The sequence below is a fragment of the Frigoribacterium sp. 2-23 genome (assembly GCF_049601585.1).
Lineage (GTDB): Bacteria > Actinomycetota > Actinomycetes > Actinomycetales > Microbacteriaceae > Frigoribacterium.
Genome location: NZ_CP187126.1, coordinates 1,791,495 through 1,809,908, shown reverse-complemented (window position 1 = coordinate 1,809,908; position 18,414 = coordinate 1,791,495). Strand labels below are relative to the sequence as shown.

Sequence of the window (18,414 nt, the reverse complement as noted above, 5' to 3'; positions counted from 1 at the left end):
AATGGGCGAAGCGACGCGAGCAGGTCGCCGTACGCCTGAAAGGAACCCCATGTCGTGGTTCACCACCCTCCCGATCCTGTCGCCGGCTGTGCTGGCTCCCGTCTACTCGGCCGCGGCCGTGGGCGTGGCGGTCCTGGCGACGCGCCCGGCTCGGCGCCTCCGGCGTCGGTGGTGGACCGCCGTCCCGGTCGTCGCGGCGGCCGGCGCCGCGATCGGGGGAGTCGTGTCGTGGTACGTGGGTGACGTCCAGAACGCGTTCGGCGTGCCGCCGACCTGGGTCGACCGGATCTGGGTGAGCGCCCTCGGGGCCGGTGTCGGCCTCGTCGCGCTGAACCTGGCCCTGGCGCCCTGGTGGCGGAAGGCCGTGGCGGTCGTCGCCGTCGCCGTCTTCGCCTCGGCGGCCTTCCTGGCGATCAACCGCGACGGCGGCGAATTCCAGAACATCAACCAGGTGCTGGGTCACGACACCGTGGCCCCGCTCGACGCCTCGGCCGTCCCGCCGTCGCCGTCCGGCACCTCGACGGAATTCGACTCGTCGCTCTACGCGACCTGGAAGGCACCCGCCGACATGCCGGCGAAGGGCAGCTATGGCTCGGTGACGATCCCGGGCACGGTGTCGGGGTTCCCGGCACGCCAGGCGATCGTCTACCTGCCGCCGGCCGCCCTCGTCGCGGACGCGCCGGCCCTCCCCGTCCTCATGATGCTGTCAGGGCAGCCGGCGAGCCCGGCCAGCGTCGTCGGACCGGGGCACCTCGTCGAGACGCTGGACGCCTTCGCCGCGAAGAACCACGGGCTCGCCCCGATCGTCGTGATCCCCGACCAGCTGGCGCAACCGCAGAACAACCCGATGTGCGTGGACGGCCCGCTCGGCAACAGCGCGACCTATCTCACGGTCGACGTCATCCGCTACATGACCGAGCACTACCACGTCGCGTCCGGGCCGTCCGCCTGGGGCGTGGGCGGCTTCTCGCAGGGCGGCACCTGTGCCATCCAGCTCGCGGCCGGCCGGCCCGACCTGTTCGGCTCGTTCATCGACGTGTCGGGCGAGCTGGGCCCGTCGCTCGGGTCGAGGGCGACGACCATCGCCAAGGGCTTCAAGGGCGATGAGGCCGCGTACGAGGCGGCCCAACCGCAGGCCCTGCTCGCCGCGCACACGCCGTACGCCGCCACGACGGGCTTCTTCGCCGTCGGACAGAACGACGCCAAATACTCTAAGAACATGACGGCCAACTCCGAGGCGGCGCGGCGAGCCGGTATCGCCGTGACGACCTATGTCTCACCGGGTACCGCACACGACTGGACGACGGCCACCAACGGCTTCGCCCACGGTATCGGCGTGCTGTATCCCGTCCTGGGTCTCTCGGCTCAGGTGCAGACCCCGTGAGCGAGGGCGCCCCGGCCGGCGACCGACTCCGCACGGTCGTGACCACGACGGGTCGGGCAGCCCGATCCGTCTGGCGACGTCAACCCGTCAGCATCGTGATCGCCGTCGTCCTCGTCGTCCTCGCGCTCGCTTCGGGCGGCGCGCTGCGCGGTCCGTCGGAAGCCTTCCGGGACATGGTCGGGGCAGGCCCGGAGGACCCGTCGCGGCCCGCGGTCTGGCTCAGGCCCCTGACCTCGGTGCTGTTCGCGAGCGACCTCGTCGAGCTGATCGTCGCGGTCGTGCTCGTGCTCGTCCTCGTGGGTGCCGCCGAGCGCCGTCTCGGTGCGGCCGCCACCGTCGTCGCGTTCGTCGTGACCGGTGCCGTCGCGTCGGCCGCCGGCATCGGCGTGCAACTGCTCGGACTCGCCGTCGGCGACGTCTGGGCGATCGAGGTCGCCCACTCGTCGACCCTGCACCCCTTCACCCCGGCGCTCGGCACGATCATGGCCGCCAGTGCGTCCGCCGGCCCTCTCTGGCGCCGTCGCATCCGTCTCATCGGCTTCTCGGCCATCGTCACCTTCCTGCTGTACAACGGTCACCCGTCCGGCCTGTTCGCGCTGTTCGGTGCCCTGACCGGGCTCGCGATCGGTCCCGCGCTGCGCAGCTGGCGCGCGCGCCGACAGGGCAGGCCCGTCGTCAAGGAGGCGCGCTGGGCCCGCAGCTCCCACCACGAGGTCCGCCGCCTGGCATCGACGCTCGTGGCCATCGCCGCGATCGGCCCGGTGGTCACGCTGACGGCCCACACCCCCATCGGGGCCCTGTCGCCGCTCGGCATCCTGTTCCGCGACGTGCTGCCCCGGGGTGCGCTCTCGCGCGCCTGCGGGTCGGTGATCCGTGTCCATCTGGACCCGCGCCTCCTGCACGGGGCCGCCTGCACGCGCGATGCCGCACTCCTCAACCTGAACGGCCCCGGCACCGTGCTGCTCGGTCTGCTGCCGCTCGTCACGCTGCTCGTGTCGGCGTACTTCCTCCGTCGGGGCCGCCGTATCGCGGTCTACGTCGCCGCGGCCGTCAACCTGCTGCTCGCCACCCTCGCCGCGTTCTACTACCTGTACCTGCCCGTGAGCACCGACACGCTCGTCGACGCGCCTCGGCACGTCGTCGAGCGAGGTCTGCTGATCGCGCTGTCGGTGCTCGTGCCGCTCACGGTCGCCGTCGGCCTGCTCGTGCTCCGTCGGCACTTCACCGTGCGCGAGCCGCGTCGTGCCGTGCGCCGCTACGTCGCGGTGGTGCTCGCGTCGCTCGTCGGTCTGGGCGCCCTGTTCGCGGTCGTCGGCTGGCTCGGTCGCAGCACGTTCACCGCGCCGATCTCGGTGGGTACGTTGCTGCTCGACACTCCCGAGCGGTTCATCCCCGTCGGGTTCATCGGGCTCGACCGCCTCGGCCCGGTGCCGGTCGACGGCATCGTCCGGGTGGTCTACGAGGGCGTCGGCCCCGTGTGGTGGTTGATCGTCCTCGTCGGGCTCGTCCTGACCGTGCGCCGCGCCGCCGACCCCGCCGCGGAGCGGGACCACGCGCGTGTCGGCGAGATCCTGCACCGGGGCGTGCCGGGGCCGCTCTCGTTCATGGCGACCTGGCCCGGCAACGACTACTGGTTCTCGGCGGACGGCGAGGCAGCCGTGGCCTACCGCGTGGTCGGCGGGGTCGCCATCACGACCGGCGACCCGCTGTGCCCGGACGATCGTGCGGCGGAGGTCGTGGCCCAGTTCTCCCGCTGGTGCGACGACCAGGGCTGGACGCCCGTGTTCTACAGCGTGCGCGCGTTCGTGGCCTCGATCTACACCGACATGGGCTGGTCGACGCTGCCCGTCGGCGAAGAGACGGTGCTGCACCCGCAGACCTTCGCGATGCAGGGCAAGAAGTGGCAGGACGTCCGGTCGAGCATCAACCGGGCCGAGAAGAACGGCGTGCGGGCGCTCTGGTCCCGCTACGCCGAGCTGACCCCGGCCGTCGCCCGGCAGATCACGGAGATCAGCGAAGAATGGGTCGCCGGCAAAGAGCTGCCGGAGATGGGGTTCACCCTCGGCGGAGTCGACGAACTCGTCGACCCCGAGGTCGCCGTGCTGTTGGCACTCGACGCCGACGACACCGTGCTCGCCGTGACCAGTTGGCTGCCGAGCTACGCCGACGGGGTCGTCGTCGGCTGGACGCTCGACTTCATGAGGCGGCGGCCCGACAGCATGAACGGCGTGATGGAGTTCCTGATCGCGTCGGCGGCGCTCATCACGAAAGACCAGGGCGTCGACTTCCTGAGCCTGTCCGCCGCTCCGCTCGCCCAGGCTCCGGGGGCGGACCCCGAGGAGGCGCGGTCGCAGACGGACCGTCTCCTCGCGTTCCTGAGTCGGACGCTCGAACCGAGCTACGGATTCCGTTCGCTCTTCGCGTTCAAGCAGAAGTTCCAGCCCGAGCTCGTGCCGCTCGTCATGGCGTATCCCGACCCGGTGCAGTTGCCGGCGATCGGCACGGCCCTCGGTCGCGCCTACCTGCCCGACCTGACACTGGCGCAGACGGCGCGCCTCCTCCGCGGAGGGCGCTGACCGGCGCCGGGAGGCGTGGGACGGTCGCCGTCGCGCGACGTGTCACGGATCGGCGGCGGTGCTACTCTCGACTCGTGCTGTTCGGTCTGCTCCTCCTTAGCTGCCGCGACGAGTCCTGATCCAGGCCCCCCTCGTCGCGGAGTTCGTCGTCGGCCGACGCAAGCTACGAGGTGAAGAGAAGCCTCAGATCACGGAGAGACCGTCATGAAGAACACCCAGCGCCCCTCGGCCATGCCGATCCACAAGTACCAGCCGTACCACGAGCAGATCACGGTCGAGATCCCCGACCGTACCTGGCCCACGAAGCGCATCGAGAAGGCGCCGCGCTGGTGCGCGGTCGACCTGCGCGACGGCAACCAGGCCCTGATCGACCCGATGAGCCCCGAGCGCAAGCGCATCATGTTCGACCTGCTGGTCGGCATGGGCTACAAGGAGATCGAGGTCGGGTTCCCGAGCGCGAGCCAGACCGACTTCGACTTCGTCCGCAGCCTGATCGACGAGGGCGCGATCCCCGACGACGTCACCATCCAGGTGCTGACCCAGGCGCGCGAGCACCTGATCAAGCGCACCTACGAGTCCATCGCGGGTGCCAAGCAGGCCATCGTGCACCTGTACAACTCGACGAGCATCCTGCAGCGCGACGTCGTCTTCCGCACCGACCGCCAGGGCATCGTGGACATCGCGCTCGAGGGTGTCCGACTGTGCCGCGAGTACGAGAAGACGATCCCCGAGACGGACGTCTACTACGAGTACTCGCCCGAGAGCTACACCGGCACCGAGCTCGAGTTCGCCCTCGACATCTGCAACCAGGTGATCGAGGCCTTCGACGCGACCCCCGAGCACCAGATCATCATCAACCTGCCGGCGACGGTCGAGATGGCGACGCCGAACGTGTACGCCGACTCGATCGAGTGGATGTCCCGCCACCTGACCCGGCGCGACAGCGTGATCCTCTCGCTGCACCCCCACAACGACCGGGGCACGGGCATCGCCGCGGCCGAGCTCGGCTACCTGGCCGGCGCCGACCGCATCGAGGGCTGCCTGTTCGGCAACGGTGAGCGCACCGGCAACGTCGACCTCGTCGCCCTGGGCATCAACATGTTCACGCAGGGCGTCGACCCGCAGATCGACTTCAGCGACCTCGACCACGTCAAGCGCACGGCCGAGCACTGCAACCAGCTGCCCGTGCACGAGCGCAGCCCCTGGGCGGGTGACCTCGTCTACACCGCGTTCAGCGGCTCGCACCAGGACGCGATCAAGAAGGGCTTCGAGGCCATGGCCGCCGAGGCGTCGGCGAGCGGCCGGTCGGTCGACGACCTGGTCTGGGCCGTGCCGTACCTGCCGGTCGACCCGAAAGACCTGGGACGCAGCTACGAGGCCGTCATCCGGGTCAACAGCCAGTCCGGCAAGGGCGGCGTCGCCTACCTGCTCAAGGCCGACCACGCCATCGACCTGCCGCGCAAGCTGCAGATCGAGTTCAGCGGCGTCGTCCAGTCGCGCACCGACGCCGACGGCGGCGAGATGACCAGCCGTCAGATCTGGAGCATCTTCCAGGACGAGTACCTGCCGTCGTCGATCGCCGACGACAAGTGGGGCCGTTTCGAGTTGACCCGCACGGGCACCGCGAGCGACCTGGGCGGCGAGACGCGTCTCGACGTGGACCTCCGCATCGGTGACGAGCGGGAGACGACGTCGGGTCGGGGCACCGGTCCGATCGCGGCGTTCCTGGCCGTGCTGAGCGCCCACGGCGTCGACGTCAAGCTGTACGACTTCGTCGAGCACACGATGAGCGCCTCGGGTGACGCGCAGGCGGCCGCCTACGTCGAGCTCGACGTCGACGGGGCCCGTCTGTGGGGCGTCGGCATCGATGCCGACAGCACGACCGCCTCCCTCAAGGCCATCGTCTCCGCCGTCAACCGAGCGATCCGTCAGAAGACGGACGTGCCCCAGCTCGCCACGGTCTGAGACTCCGGACCCGTGACTCGACGGGCGTTCAGCGAGGTCGCCGCCAGCGCGGCAGCCTGCTGAGCGCCCGTTGCTCGGGGAGCGTCCACCCGAAGCGGACGGCCAGGAGGCGCACGACGAGCGTGACGGACGTGCCGATGACGGCCGAGAGCGCGACCGGCGCCCCCAGCGAGACGAGCACCACCAGCACGACGGTTCCGAGTCCCGCGGCGACGGCGTAGAGCGACCCGACGTGCATCATCGCGATGGTCAGGTTCATCAGCAGATCTCGGAGTACCGAGCCCCCGACGGCCGAGATGACGCCGACGAACACCGCCGGTATCTCGGGCAGGCCGAAGGCGAGCGCCTTCGTCGAGCCGATCGCGCCGAAGAGGCCGATGGTCAGGGCGTCGAGAGCGGTGATCACGCCGGCAAGGCGGTGGAAGACTCGTTGCAGCAGCATGTCGAGCAGGGCGGCGAGCACCGCCACGGTGAGGTACCAGTTGCTGGTCATCGCCCGGGGCACGACGCCGAGCAGCACGTCCCGGAGGATGCCGCCACCGAGGCCCGTGGCGGTACCGATGATCGCCACGCCGAGCAGGTCGAGGCGCCGGTCCTTGAACTCGGCGGCGAACATGGCGCCCTGCAGGCTCCCGACCCCGACGGCGAGAAGATCAGCCCAGAGGGGGATCGCGAAGGCTGTGGCGGTCATCCGACGTTTGTACCACGCGGGGGATACTGGGACGGTGCCCGTCTACCGTGATGAATGCGTCATCCTGCGCACCCACAAGCTGGGTGAGGCCGACCGCATCCTCACGATGCTCTCGCGGCAGCACGGCAAGATCCGTGCCGTGGCCAAGGGTGTGCGGCGCACGGCGTCCAAGTTCGGCGCCCGGCTCGAGCCGATGATGGTGGCCGACATCCAGCTCTACGAGGGGCGCTCGCTCGACATCGTCACGCAGGCGGAGTCGTTGGGGTCGTACGGAGCCGTGATCGCGTCCGACTACGCGAGCTACACGGCCGGCAGCGTGATGGTCGAGACGGCCGACAAGCTGACCGAGGCGGAGGGCGGCCTGCAGCAGTACCTGCTGCTCGTGGGCGCGCTGCGCTCCTTGTCGCGACACGAGCACACGCCGCAGCTGACACTCGACTCGTACCTCCTCCGGGCGCTGAGCGTCGCGGGCTGGTCGCCGAGCTTCGGCGACTGCGCGGTCACGGGGGCACCCGGGCCGCACTCCGCCTTCGTCGTCCAACTCGGCGGTGTCGTCGCGGACTCGCACGCGCCTCCGGGTGCTCCTCGCCTGTCGGTCGAGACGCTGGCCCTGCTCGGCGCCCTGCTCACCGGTGACTGGGTGCACGCCGAAGAGGCCGACGACAGCACGCGGAACCAGGCGAGCGGCGTCGTGGCGGCGTACACGCAATGGCACCTCGAACGAGGGCTGCGGTCGCTGCCGCATCTCGACCGGCAACCCGGGCGACTCGGCCCGACCTCTCAGTGAAAGACGATCCAGCACATGAAGAAGACCCATCGCGACGCGGTCGATCACAAGCCGCTCGACTGGACCGGCGTGTACCCGCCCGCCCTGCCGGCCGCGGCCGTGCCCACGCACGTGGCGCTCGTGATGGACGGCAACGGGCGGTGGGCGAATGCCCGGGGGCTGACGCGCATCGAGGGCCACAAGGCCGGCGAGGCCTCGCTGCTCGACGTCGTCGCCGGGGCGATCCAGCTCGGGGTCAAGCACCTCAGCGTCTACGCCTTCTCGACCGAGAACTGGAAGCGATCACCCGAGGAGGTGCGGTTCCTGATGGGCTTCAACCGGGACGTTTTGCATCGGAGGCGCGACCAGCTGAACGCATGGGGCGTGCGGGTCCGCTGGGCCGGTCGTCGCCCCCGGCTCTGGTCGTCGGTGATCAAGGAGCTGCAGTTCGCCGAGAAGCTCACCGAGGGCAATGACGTCCTGACCCTGACGATGTGCGTGAACTACGGCGGGCGCACCGAGATCGCCGATGCCGTCCGTCGGATCGCCGACGACGTCGCCGCGGGCCGGTTGAAGCCGTCCGGTGTGAGCGAGAAGCTCATCCAGCGGAACCTCTACACCGGCGACCTGCCCGACGTCGACCTGTTCGTGCGCAGCTCGGGCGAGCAACGGACGAGCAACTTCATGCTCTGGCAGTCGGCGTACGCCGAGATGGTCTTCCTCGACCGGTTGTGGCCCGACTTCACCCGGGAAGACCTCTGGCACGCGGTGCAGACGTACGCCCAGCGCACCCGACGGTTCGGGGGAGCCGTGGACGCGCCGACCGTCTGACGTCGTCGCGCGGTGACGCACGATGCACGACGCGCGTTGCACCACGCGCGATCAGAACTGGATGTTCGCGCCCAGGAAGATACGTTCGGCCGGCCAGAGGAACTGCAGCGTCAGCGGCCCGTCCGACGCGCGGTGGAACCATGCGTTCGCGAAGACCTTCGACTCGCCGGGAAGCAGGTACCAGGTGCTCGCGTTGGCGGGGAACTGCTTCGCGAGCTTCGTCTCGAAGCCGAGCTGGGTCAGCAGGTCCTGCCCGGCGAACGTGTCCTGTTGGGCGAGATCGTTGCCGTAGGACGAGTAGTCGGCGCTCAGGTCGGTGAGGTCGAGACGCTGCTGCGAGTTGTTCGTCAAGACGTACGCGGTCACCTCGACGTCGGTGCCGGCCGGGTACGGGTCGGTGCCGTCGGGACGCGCGTAGATGGACGGTGCCGACGTCGTGAGCTGGCCGGCGCGGTAGATGTAGATGGTCAGGTCCTTGTAGTTGACCTGGCCGAGCAGCGTGCCCCCTGGCACGAGGGCGTCCGCCGCCGAGTTGCCGCTCCCGCCGCCCGTGCCGCCGGTGACCTGCGGCTGCGGTACGCCGGACGACGCACCCGAGGGAGCGGTCGGATCGGCGCGCGGCGTGAGCGAGCTCACATCGGGGAAGCAGCCCGTGAGGGCGACGAGTGCCGCCGCCGCGAGGGCGACGGACGCGATCAGTCGTGAGCGCACAGACGAGATACCTTCCCCGAGTCGTGGCGTCAGCCTAACGCCGACGAGCGGCGTGCAGCCCGTGAGCGCCCGGCGAGACGGCGGCCGTGGCGTCGGCCACGGCCTGCACGCTCGGCACGCGGCGGCCGTCGCGTCCGTGCACGAGGTGGACCCGTCTCGACAATCGATCGGGCAGCGCGATCACTCGTACCCCCTCGGGCACGGCGGCCGAGACGAGGGACAGGCCGGGCAGCAGGGCGACGCCCAGCCCCGCGGCGACGAGTCCCAGAACGGCCAGCGCGTTGTCGGTCTCGAGGACGATGTCGGGCGCGAAGCCGGAGGAGGCGCAGGTCGTCAGGAGGTGCCCTCGACACTGCGGGCAGCCTCCGATCCATCTCTCCCGGGCCAGGGTGCCGAGGTCGTCGCCCTCGTCGAACGGGTGGTCGCGGGGGACCACGAGCACGGTCGGGTCGGTGAAGACCGTGTGGTGCGCCAGACCCTGCAGGTCGTGCGCTGCCGCCGACTGCCCGTCGTGTGTGAAGGTCAGGGCGACATCGGCGGCTCCGTCCCGGAGTAGGGCCAGGGCCTCGGGCGGCTCGACCTCCACGTACCCGACCGTGAGGCCGGGGTGACTCCGGCGCAGTCGCGACAGGATGTCGGGCACGATCGTGGACGAGGCGCTGGGGAACCCGGCCAGGCGCACCCGACCGGAGGTCAGCCCGCCCAGGCGGGCGAGGTCCTCGCGCGCCGCGTCGAGCGCGGCCTGCACGTGCACGGCGTGCTCGGCAAGACGGCGTCCCGCCTCCGTGAGGGTCACCCCGCGACCGGACCGCAGCACGAGGGGCTGGCCGACCCGGGCCTCCGCTCGGTGCAGCTGACCGCTCACGGCGGGCTGGCTGTAGCCGAGCAGATCGGCGGCGGCCGTGATCGTCCCCGTGTCGGCCAGGGCGCGCACGACGCGGAGCGTCTGCAGATCGAGATCGTCGGTCATCTCGCGAGCATAAGCCCGCGTGATGGTTTCCATCGAAAGGCTGTCGTTGTGTGATGGTTCGCGGCCCGGCAGCATGGCGGCATGGACATGCAGACGACCGTCGCCGAGGCCTCCCGCCACTTCGCGCCCCGACCCGGGTACCTCGCCGCGTGCACCCTCGGGCTGCCGACTCACGAGACGATCGCGGCGCAGCAGGCCGATCTGCGGGCGTGGCAGCTCGGCGACGTCTCCCCGGTCGCCTACGGCGAGGTCGTCGAGGAGGCGCGGGCCGCGTTCGCCCGGATCGCGCGCGTCGACGTCGGTCGCGTCGCGATCGGCTCCCAGACGTCATCGCAGGTGGCCGTGGTCGCCGCCTCGGTCCCGGACGGCGCCGAGGTGCTCTGCGTGACGGGCGACTTCAGCTCGGTGGTCTTCCCGTTCCTCGCGCAGGCGCACCGGGGCGTCCGCGTGCGCCACGTGCCGGCCGACGAGCTGGCCGCGGCCGTGTCCGCCGACACGTGGCTCGTCGCGTGGTCGCGGGTGCAGTCGGCCACCGGAGCCGTGAGTGACGACGACGCGATCCTGTCGGCCGCCCGCGCACACGGTGCCCTCACGTTCTGCGACCTCACCCAGGCGGCCGGGGTGCTCCCGGTCGACGCCTCCCGCTACGACCTGACGGTCACCCACTCGTACAAGTGGCTGTGCAGCCCGCGCGGGGCCGCTTTCTTGACCGTCGCGCCCGAGGTGCACGACCGTCTCGTCCCGGTCCAGGCCGGGTGGTACGCCGGTGACGACGTCTGGGAGTCCTGCTACGGGCCCGACATGAACCTGGCAGCCGACGCCCGGGCCTTCGACGTGTCTCCCGCGTGGCCCGCCTGGGTCGGCGCCCTGCCGGCCCTGCGCCTGTTCTCCTCGCTCGATCCCGCCGACACGTGGCGGCACGCGACGGGGCTGGGCGACGCGCTGTGCGCCCGCCTCGATCGCGAGCCGCAGGGCCAGGCCGTCGTCACGTGGGCCGACCCCGACGGGGCCGACCTCCGTGTGCTCGGACGGGCCGGTCTGACCGTGTCCGGACGAGCCGGGCGCGTCCGGGTCGCCTTCCACCTCTGGAACACGGCCGACGACGTCGACCGGGTCGTCGCCGCGCTCAGGCCCTGACGGTGCCGGGAGACCCCGACGCTGCCAGTAGAGTTGCCGGGTATCTCGACCGACCGGGCATCCAGCTCGGGTCCCCACCGCTTGGAGCATCACACGTGGCCGCAGCCAACCGTCTCGATTCCGTCATCGCCCTGGCCAAACGCCGTGGCTTCGTCTTCCAGTCGGGCGAGATCTACGGCGGGTCGCGGTCGGCGTGGGACTACGGCCCCCTCGGCGTCGCGCTCAAGGAGAACATCAAGCGTCAGTGGTGGCAGACGATGGTGCAGGGGCGCGACGACGTCGTCGGCCTCGACTCGGCCGTCATCCTGCCGCGCCAGGTGTGGGAGGCCTCCGGTCACGTCGAGGTCTTCAGCGACCCGCTGGTCGAGTCGCTGCACACCCACAAGCGCTACCGCGCCGACCACCTCATCGAGGCCTACGAGGCCAAGCACGGTCACCCGCCCGAGAACGGCCTCGCCGACATCCGAGACCCCGACACGGGGCAGCCCGGCTCGTGGACGGAGCCGCAGAACTTCTCGGGTCTGCTCAAGACCTTCCTCGGCCCGGTCGACAACGAGCAGGGCATGGCCTACCTCCGGCCCGAGACCGCCCAGGGCATCTTCACGAACTTCGACAACATCCTGCAGTCGTCGCGCATCAAGCCGCCGTTCGGCATCGGCCAGATCGGCAAGAGCTTCCGCAACGAGATCACCCCCGGCAACTTCATCTTCCGTACCCGCGAGTTCGAGCAGATGGAGATGGAGTTCTTCGTCGAGCCCGGTACGGACGAAGACTGGCACCAGTACTGGATCGACCAGCGGTTCCAGTGGTACGTCGACCTCGGCATCGACCCCGAGAACCTGCGGCTCTACGAGCACGCGGCCGAGAAGCTGTCGCACTACTCCAAGCGCACCGTCGACATCGAGTACCGCTTCCGCTTCGCCGGCGGCGAGTTCGGCGAGCTCGAGGGCATCGCCAACCGCACCGACTACGACCTCAAGACGCACGCGGCGGCCTCCGGCAAGGACCTGTCGTACTTCGACCAGGCCAAGAACGAGCGCTGGACCCCCTTCGTCATCGAGCCGGCCGCCGGTCTCACCCGCTCGCTGATGGCGTTCCTGGTCGACGCGTACACCGAGGACGAGGCGCCGAACGCCAAGGGCGGTGTCGACAAGCGCACCGTGCTGAAGCTCGACCGCCGTCTGGCCCCGATCAAGGTCGCCGTGCTGCCGCTCAGCCGCAACGAGCAGCTCTCGCCGATGGCTCGCGGCCTGGCCGCCGACCTGCGCAAGTATTGGAACATCGACTTCGACGACGCCGGCGCGATCGGCCGCCGCTACCGCCGCCAGGACGAGATCGGCACGCCGTTCTGCGTCACCGTCGACTTCGACTCCCTCGAGGACGATGCCGTCACGGTGCGCGAGCGCGACACGATGGCCCAGGAGCGCATGCCCCTGTCGGCCCTGCGCGGCTACCTGGCCGAGCAGCTGCTCGGCGCCTGATCGGCACGGGGTCGCCGGCCGCGGGAATGCGGCGGGCGGCCTCGGGGTTCGACCTGTCATGACTTCACGGGACCCCATCCGGGTGGACATCTGGTCGGACATCGCGTGCCCCTGGTGCTACATCGGCAAACGCAAGTTCGAGGACGGCGTGCGGCGCTCCGGCAGGGCCGTCGACGTCACCTATCACTCGTTCGAGCTGTCGCCCGACACGCCTGTCGACTTCGAGGGCGACGAGATCGACTTCCTGTCGAAGCACAAGGGGCTGCCGGCCGAGCAGGTCGTGGGCATGCTGGCGAACGTCACGGGTATCGCTCGTGAGGTCGGCCTCGACTACGACTACGACGCGCTACAGCACACGAACACCGTGCTGGCGCACCAGCTGCTGCACTTCGCGAAGGCGAAGGGTCGGCAGCTCGACATGACCGAGCGGCTGCTCAAGGCCTACTTCGAGCAGGGCCGCCATGTCGGACGCGTCGACGATCTGGCCGACCTGGCCGCCGAGATCGGCCTCGACCGCGACGAGGTCGTCGCGAGCCTGTCGACGGACGAGTACCTCGCGGACGTGCGCGCCGACCAGGCCCAAGCGGTCGAGTACGGCATCAACGGCGTTCCCTTCTTCGTCATCGAGGGCAAGTACGGGGTCTCGGGTGCGCAGGCCCCCGAGGTCTTCCAGCAGGTGCTCGACCAGGTCGCGACCGACAGCGTCGAGGTCGCCCGATGACGTCTCCGTTCACGATGCTCGGCGCCTCCGACGCGGTGGCCTGCGAGGGGGACGCGTGCCTCCTGCCGGTCGTGCCCGCGTCTGCCGCCGCTCAGGCCGACGAGATCGTCACGCCACCGGATCGCTGATGTCGGCCACCGTCGCACCCAGCGCCCGGACGAGGGCGTCGGCGTCGACGAACGCACTGTGCCCGTGGGCCCCGGCACCGAGCGCCACGCGACGGCCAACGACGGCCTGGTCGGCGTAGACGGGCCAGGCCGTGCTGCTGCCGAGGGGCGTGATGGTGCCGCGCTCGTAGCCCGTCGCCTCGAGAGCGACGTCGGCCGGGGGCATCGAGAGCTTGTTGACCCCGACGACACCGCGCAGCTTCGACCACGAGATCTGCCGGCCGCCGGGGACGAGCGCGAAGAGGAAGCTGCCGTCGTGTCGTTTGACGACCAGGCTCTTCACGATGTCGGACGGGTCGAGGCCCAGCAGGGCCGCCGCCTCCTCGAGGCTTCCGGCCTCGGGCCGGTCGACGATCTCGACGTCCAACCCGAGAGCGATGGAGGCGGCGAGCACGCGCTGGATTCCGGGGTGAGACGAGGCGTCGGGCATGGGAGAATCGTAACGATGTCCACTACCACCGTGCCCGAACCCGTCGGCGTCGCGCCGCACCCCGGCCTCTCGATCGGCCCGATCGACGTGGCGAGCCCGGTCGTGCTCGCCCCGATGGCCGGCATCACGAACACCGCATTCCGTCGGCTGTGCCGCGAATACGGCGCGGGTCTCTACGTCAGCGAGATGATCACGAGCCGTGCCCTGGTCGAGCGCACGCCCGAGTCCATGCGTCTCATCCAGCACCACGAGAGCGAGACGCCCCGCAGCATCCAGCTGTACGGCGTCGAGCCGAACACGGTCGCCGAGGCCGTCACCATGCTCGTGGCCGAGGACCGCGCCGACCACATCGACCTCAACTTCGGCTGCCCGGTGCCCAAGGTGACGCGCAAGGGCGGCGGCGCCGCCCTCCCCTGGAAGCTGGGGCTCTTCCGCGAGATCGTCGAGCGCGCCGTCAAGGCCGCCGGCGACATCCCGCTCACCGTGAAGATGCGGAAGGGCATCGACTCCGACCACCTCACCTATCTCGAGGCTGGTCGAGCGGCCGAGGGTGCCGGTGTCTCGAGCATCGCCCTGCATGCTCGGACGGCCAGCGAGTTCTACTCCGGTCACGCCGATTGGTCGGCCATCGCGACGCTGAAGGACACGATCACGTCCGTGCCCGTCCTCGGCAACGGCGACATCTGGTCGGCCGGCGACGCCCTGCGGATGGTCGACGAGACCGGGTGCGACGGCGTCGTCGTCGGTCGCGGTTGCCTCGGGCGTCCCTGGCTGTTCGGTGACCTCGCCGCGGCTTTCCGCGGCGAGTCGTCCAAGGCCGAGCCCACGCTGGGCGAGGTCGCCCAGGCCTTCAAGCGTCACGCCGAACTCCTCGTGGAGTTCTTCCAGGGCGAGGAGGACCGCGCCTGCCGCGACATCCGCAAGCACGTCGCCTGGTACTTCAAGGGGTACCCGGTCGGCGGCGATCTGCGGGCCGACCTCGCGATGGTCGAGTCGTTGGCGCAGCTCGACGACCTGCTCGGCACCCTCGACGGAGACCAGGCCTACCCGGGCGAAGCGGCCGAGGGGCCGCGCGGCCGCGCCGGCAGCCCGAAGCGCCCCTCGCTGCCCGACCGCTGGCTCGAGAGCCGCGAGCTGGACGACGCGTTCAGGGTCGAGCTGGCGGCGGCCGAACTGCACCACAGCGGCGGGTGACGGGCGCGTCCTGTCGCGCCGCACCTCCTCGTCTTCTCTCTCGACGCGTCACCGACGCGTCGTCACACCCCGTCGTGAAAGGCCCCGTGTGACCCCGAGCGTCAGCTACGATCCCGCCGACTCCGAGCGCTGGTTGCCCGAGCAGCACTCGAGCCGTCGCAGCGACTTCGCGCGCGACCGTGCCCGCCTGCTGCACTCGAGTGCGCTCCGGCGCCTCGCGGCCAAGACGCAGGTGCTCAGCCCGACCGCGGGCCTCGACTTCGCCCGCAATCGTCTGACGCACTCGCTCGAGGTGGCCCAGGTCGGTCGCGAGCTCGCGACGAGCCTCGGGCTCGACCCCGACGTGGTCGACACGGCCTGCCTCGCGCACGACCTCGGTCACCCGCCGTTCGGGCACAACGGCGAACGGGCCTTGAACGAGTGGTCGGCCGACATCGGTGGCTTCGAGGGCAATGCGCAGACGCTTCGGCTGCTCACGCGGATCGAGCCCAAGGTGATCGACGATTCGGGCCGCAGCTACGGGCTCAACCTGACCCGGGCCAGTCTCGACGCGAGTTGCAAGTACCCGTGGCCGGCCGCCCAGGGCGTGCCCGACCCCAGCGGCCGTATGAAGTTCGGCTTCTACGACGACGACACGGCCGCGTTCGAGTGGCTGCGGGCAGGTGCACCCCGTCGCCAGCGCTGTATCGAGGCCCAGGTGATGGACCTCAGCGACGACATCGCCTACTCGGTGCACGACTTCGAGGACGCGGTCGTCAACGGCTACATCGACGTCGAGCGTCTCGGCGCGAAGGTCGACCACGACAGCCTCGTCACCGCCATGCACGAATGGGTGGGCGGCGAACTCAGCCGCGACGAGCTGTCCGAGGCGTTCGACCGACTGCGGGCCCAATCGTTCTGGCTCGAGTCCTACGACGGCGGTCGGGTCGACCAGGCGCGGTTGAAGAACATGACCAGTCAGCTGATCGGCCGCTTCGCCGCGTCGGCGACACAGGCGACCCGGGAGTCGTACGCCGAGCAGTCGCTCATCCGCTTCAGCGCGAGTGTCGTCGTGGCTCCCGACGTGATCGGCGAGATCGCCGCGCTCAAGGGCATCGTCGCCGCGTTCGTGATGACGCAGGGCATGCGCCAGCCCATCTACGTGCGCCAACGCGAGGTGCTGACCGACCTCGCCGACGAGCTGTGGCGCCGCGGCCCCGGCGAGCTCGACCCCGGCTTCGCCGCCGACTGGGCCGATGCGGCGGACGACGACGGCCGGAGGCGCGTGGTCGTCGACCAGGTCGCCTCGCTGACCGACCAGAGCGCGATGGCCTGGCACGACCGCCTCGTCGGTGGTCGGCCGTAGAATCGTCGCGTGCCCGGCCTGATCAGACGTAACGACATCGACGAGGTGAGGTCGCGCACGAACATCGCCGACATCGTCGGCGATCACGTCACGCTCAAGGGCGCCGGTGTCGGTTCGCTGAAGGGCCTCTGCCCCTTCCACGACGAGCGCAGCCCCAGCTTCCACGTCCGGCCCCAGGTCGGCCGCTACCACTGCTTCGGCTGCGGCGAGGACGGCGACGTGTTCAGCTTCGTCATGAAGACCGACCACACCACCTTCCAAGAGGCCGTCGAGCGGATGGCGGCGCGCATCGGGTTCACGCTGCACTACGAAGACGGCGGCCAGGCCAGCGACCACGGCAATCGGGCGCGACTGCTGTCCGCCAACGAGGCCGCCGCCGCCTTCTTCGTCGAGCACCTGACGGCCGCCGACGCCGACCCGGCACGGCGGTTCCTGGGGGAGCGCGGCTTCGATCCGGCGGCGGCCGCCCGCTTCGGCGTCGGCTTCGCCCCCAAGTCGTTCGACGCCCTGCGCTCGCACCTCAAGGGGCGCGGGTTCACGGACGACGAGCTGGTCACCTCCGGTCTGCTGAGTCAGGGCGATCGCAGTCCGTACGACCGGTTCCGCGGGCGACTGGTCTGGCCGATCCGCGACGTGACGGGCTCGACGATCGGCTTCGGCGCCCGCCGTCTGCTCGACGACGACAAGGGCCCTAAGTACCTCAACACCCCCGAGACGCCCGTCTACCACAAGTCGCAGGTGCTCTACGGGCTCGACCTCGCCCGCCGTGACATCTCGAAGGGCAAGCAGGTCGTCATCGTCGAGGGCTATACCGATGTGATGGCCTGCCACCTCGCCGGGGTCACGACGGCGGTGGCGACGTGCGGCACGTCGTTCGGCATCGATCACATCAAGGTGCTGCGGCCCATGCTCGGCGACGTGGGCGGGCAGAACGTCTCGGTGGCCGGCGAGGTCGTCTTCACGTTCGACCCCGACGAGGCCGGTCAGAAGGCGGCGTCGCGGGCCTTCGCCGAGGAGCAGCGCTTCGCGGCGCAGACCTTCGTGGCCGTCGCCCCCGACGGTCTCGACCCCTGCGACCTCCGGCTCAAGCGCGGTGACGACGCCGTCGTCCGCCTGGTGCAGTCACGCCGGCCGATGTTCGAGTTCATGATCCGGCGCCGCATCGCGTCGCACGACCTCGAGACCGTCGAGGGGCGCGTGTCGGCCCTGCGCGAGGCGGCGCCGGTCATCGTCGGCATCCGCGACGAGGCCATGACGCAGGGCTACGAGCGCTCCGTCGCGATGTGGCTCGGGCTCGACCCCGCCGAGGTCGCGGCCGCGGTACGCTCCGCCCGGTCCGCCGCCCGCCAGGTCGAGGCCGCCGAGCGTGCCAAGCCGAAGAGCATCACCGACGGCGCGCAGTCGATCACGAGCCTGCCCGCCGTGGCGGTGCTCGAAGAACGAGCCGCACCGAGCCTCCTCGGGTTGGCCGACGATCTCACGACGCGCACCGAGCGCGACGCCGTCATGGCGATGCTGCAGCAGCCGGGCGCGGTCGGCCTCGAGCTGATCCAGCGGGCGGTCCGGTCACGTCTCGAGAACACCGCCCTGGCGGTGGTCCGAGACGCCATCGGCGCGAGCCTCGACCACTTCGACGCTCCCGACTGGCTGACGACCGTCCTCGACCAGACACCGGAGCCGTTCGCCGGTCTCGCGCGGGAGCTGGCCGTCGCACCCATCCCCGAGCGGGAGGGGCGCGAGATCGTCACGTACTGCCGCGGCATCGTCGTCTCGATCGTCGAGCGCGACCTGCTCCGCGAGAAGTCGGAGTTGCTGGGGCAGTCGTTCCGCACCGACGCGAAGACAGAACCCGAGAAGTGGCGTCAGATCCAGACGCGGCTCGTCGCGGTCGAGGCGGAGCGACGCTCGATCAAGGTCGAGTGACCCCCGGCGGGCCGATTCGACTCTCGCGCGGATTCGTTGCGTCTCTGTAAACACTTCCGCGTGGGGTAGGGCGCCTCGCAGTACATGTGTTACCAATGAACACCCCGCCAATCCGACGCATT

At 70.4% G+C, this 18,414-nt stretch carries 16 protein-coding genes; 12 read left to right on the top strand and 4 right to left on the bottom strand.

Annotated elements, in window-relative coordinates; genetic code table 11:
- The first annotated feature begins 49 nt into the window (after positions 1-49).
- The 3 genes from ACPEEZ_RS08485 to leuA all read left to right on the top strand — a co-directional run bounded on the left by ACPEEZ_RS08485 (position 50) and on the right by leuA (position 5,925).
- Positions 50-1,384, top strand: a complete 1,335-nt coding sequence (locus ACPEEZ_RS08485) for an alpha/beta hydrolase (RefSeq protein ID WP_423917446.1) — start codon at positions 50-52, stop codon at positions 1,382-1,384.
- A complete protein-coding gene (locus tag ACPEEZ_RS08480) occupies positions 1,381-3,960 on the top strand; it encodes a bifunctional lysylphosphatidylglycerol flippase/synthetase MprF (protein ID WP_423917444.1) in 2,580 nt (859 codons plus the stop codon). The genes ACPEEZ_RS08485 and ACPEEZ_RS08480 overlap by 4 nt, the downstream gene beginning before the upstream one ends.
- 204 nt (positions 3,961-4,164) lie before the next feature.
- On the top strand, positions 4,165-5,925 hold the full coding sequence (gene leuA, locus ACPEEZ_RS08475; protein WP_423917441.1) for a 2-isopropylmalate synthase: 1,761 nt from the start codon (positions 4,165-4,167) through the stop codon (positions 5,923-5,925).
- A gap of 28 nt (positions 5,926-5,953) precedes the next feature.
- On the opposite strand, the gene ACPEEZ_RS08470 is transcribed toward leuA, so the two are convergent.
- Positions 5,954-6,616, bottom strand: a complete 663-nt coding sequence (locus ACPEEZ_RS08470) for a trimeric intracellular cation channel family protein (RefSeq protein WP_423917438.1) — start codon at positions 6,614-6,616, stop codon at positions 5,954-5,956.
- A gap of 34 nt (positions 6,617-6,650) precedes the next feature.
- Between ACPEEZ_RS08470 and recO the strand changes: the two genes are divergently transcribed.
- Positions 6,651-7,403 carry a DNA repair protein RecO gene (gene recO / locus ACPEEZ_RS08465; RefSeq protein ID WP_423917435.1) on the top strand — a complete coding sequence of 251 codons (753 nt, stop codon included), beginning with the start codon at positions 6,651-6,653 and terminating at the stop codon, positions 7,401-7,403.
- Between the two features lie 15 nt (positions 7,404-7,418).
- Positions 7,419-8,213 (top strand): isoprenyl transferase, encoded by a 795-nt coding sequence (locus ACPEEZ_RS08460; RefSeq protein WP_423917432.1) that lies wholly within the window; start codon positions 7,419-7,421, stop codon positions 8,211-8,213.
- A 51-nt stretch (positions 8,214-8,264) separates the two neighbouring features.
- On the opposite strand, the gene ACPEEZ_RS08455 is transcribed toward ACPEEZ_RS08460, so the two are convergent.
- Positions 8,265-8,924 (bottom strand): hypothetical protein, encoded by a 660-nt coding sequence (locus ACPEEZ_RS08455; protein ID WP_423917430.1) that lies wholly within the window; start codon positions 8,922-8,924, stop codon positions 8,265-8,267.
- A gap of 34 nt (positions 8,925-8,958) precedes the next feature.
- On the bottom strand, positions 8,959-9,894 hold the full coding sequence (locus ACPEEZ_RS08450; RefSeq protein ID WP_423917427.1) for a LysR family transcriptional regulator: 936 nt from the start codon (positions 9,892-9,894) through the stop codon (positions 8,959-8,961).
- An 81-nt stretch (positions 9,895-9,975) separates the two neighbouring features.
- On the opposite strand from ACPEEZ_RS08450, the gene ACPEEZ_RS08445 reads away from it, so the two are divergent.
- From ACPEEZ_RS08445 to ACPEEZ_RS08430, 4 genes are all read left to right on the top strand, one after another.
- Positions 9,976-11,031, top strand: coding sequence for an aminotransferase class V-fold PLP-dependent enzyme (locus tag ACPEEZ_RS08445; RefSeq protein WP_423917425.1), 1,056 nt, complete (start codon positions 9,976-9,978; stop codon positions 11,029-11,031).
- A 95-nt stretch (positions 11,032-11,126) separates the two neighbouring features.
- Positions 11,127-12,512, top strand: coding sequence for a glycine--tRNA ligase (locus ACPEEZ_RS08440; RefSeq protein WP_423917422.1), 1,386 nt, complete (start codon positions 11,127-11,129; stop codon positions 12,510-12,512).
- Positions 12,513-12,570: 58 nt separating this feature from the next.
- On the top strand, positions 12,571-13,233 hold the full coding sequence (locus ACPEEZ_RS08435; RefSeq protein ID WP_423917419.1) for a DsbA family oxidoreductase: 663 nt from the start codon (positions 12,571-12,573) through the stop codon (positions 13,231-13,233).
- The gene (locus tag ACPEEZ_RS08430) at positions 13,230-13,361 is read left to right on the top strand and encodes a hypothetical protein (protein ID WP_423917416.1); all 132 of its coding nucleotides are present in this window, start codon (positions 13,230-13,232) and stop codon (positions 13,359-13,361) included. The genes ACPEEZ_RS08435 and ACPEEZ_RS08430 overlap by 4 nt, the downstream gene beginning before the upstream one ends.
- Here the strand turns inward: ACPEEZ_RS08430 and ACPEEZ_RS08425 are convergent.
- Positions 13,342-13,830, bottom strand: coding sequence for an aminoacyl-tRNA deacylase (locus ACPEEZ_RS08425; protein WP_423917413.1), 489 nt, complete (start codon positions 13,828-13,830; stop codon positions 13,342-13,344). The genes ACPEEZ_RS08430 and ACPEEZ_RS08425 overlap by 20 nt on opposite strands.
- A gap of 15 nt (positions 13,831-13,845) precedes the next feature.
- Between ACPEEZ_RS08425 and dusB the strand changes: the two genes are divergently transcribed.
- From dusB to dnaG, 3 genes are all read left to right on the top strand, one after another.
- A complete protein-coding gene (gene dusB / locus ACPEEZ_RS08420) occupies positions 13,846-15,024 on the top strand; it encodes a tRNA dihydrouridine synthase DusB (protein ID WP_423917410.1) in 1,179 nt (392 codons plus the stop codon).
- Between the two features lie 88 nt (positions 15,025-15,112).
- Positions 15,113-16,369, top strand: a complete 1,257-nt coding sequence (locus ACPEEZ_RS08415) for a deoxyguanosinetriphosphate triphosphohydrolase (protein ID WP_423917408.1) — start codon at positions 15,113-15,115, stop codon at positions 16,367-16,369.
- Between the two features lie 9 nt (positions 16,370-16,378).
- The gene (gene dnaG, locus ACPEEZ_RS08410; protein WP_423917405.1) at positions 16,379-18,292 is read left to right on the top strand and encodes a DNA primase; all 1,914 of its coding nucleotides are present in this window, start codon (positions 16,379-16,381) and stop codon (positions 18,290-18,292) included.
- Positions 18,293-18,414 lie beyond the last annotated feature (122 nt).

Excerpts from the sequence above, each read along its gene's own strand:
- ACPEEZ_RS08430 (WP_423917416.1), top strand. The coding sequence starts at position 13,230 with ATGACGTCTCCGTTCACGATGCTCGGCGCCTCCGACGCGGTGGCCTGC.
- ACPEEZ_RS08485 (WP_423917446.1), top strand. The coding sequence starts at position 50 with ATGTCGTGGTTCACCACCCTCCCGATCCTGTCGCCGGCTGTGCTGGCT.
- dusB (WP_423917410.1), top strand. The coding sequence starts at position 13,846 with ATGTCCACTACCACCGTGCCCGAACCCGTCGGCGTCGCGCCGCACCCC.
- ACPEEZ_RS08460 (WP_423917432.1), top strand. The coding sequence starts at position 7,419 with ATGAAGAAGACCCATCGCGACGCGGTCGATCACAAGCCGCTCGACTGG.
- leuA (WP_423917441.1), top strand. The coding sequence starts at position 4,165 with ATGAAGAACACCCAGCGCCCCTCGGCCATGCCGATCCACAAGTACCAG.
- ACPEEZ_RS08425 (WP_423917413.1), bottom strand. The coding sequence starts at position 13,830 with ATGCCCGACGCCTCGTCTCACCCCGGAATCCAGCGCGTGCTCGCCGCC.
- ACPEEZ_RS08450 (WP_423917427.1), bottom strand. The coding sequence starts at position 9,894 with ATGACCGACGATCTCGATCTGCAGACGCTCCGCGTCGTGCGCGCCCTG.
- ACPEEZ_RS08470 (WP_423917438.1), bottom strand. The coding sequence starts at position 6,616 with ATGACCGCCACAGCCTTCGCGATCCCCCTCTGGGCTGATCTTCTCGCC.
- ACPEEZ_RS08435 (WP_423917419.1), top strand. The coding sequence starts at position 12,571 with ATGACTTCACGGGACCCCATCCGGGTGGACATCTGGTCGGACATCGCG.
- ACPEEZ_RS08445 (WP_423917425.1), top strand. The coding sequence starts at position 9,976 with ATGGACATGCAGACGACCGTCGCCGAGGCCTCCCGCCACTTCGCGCCC.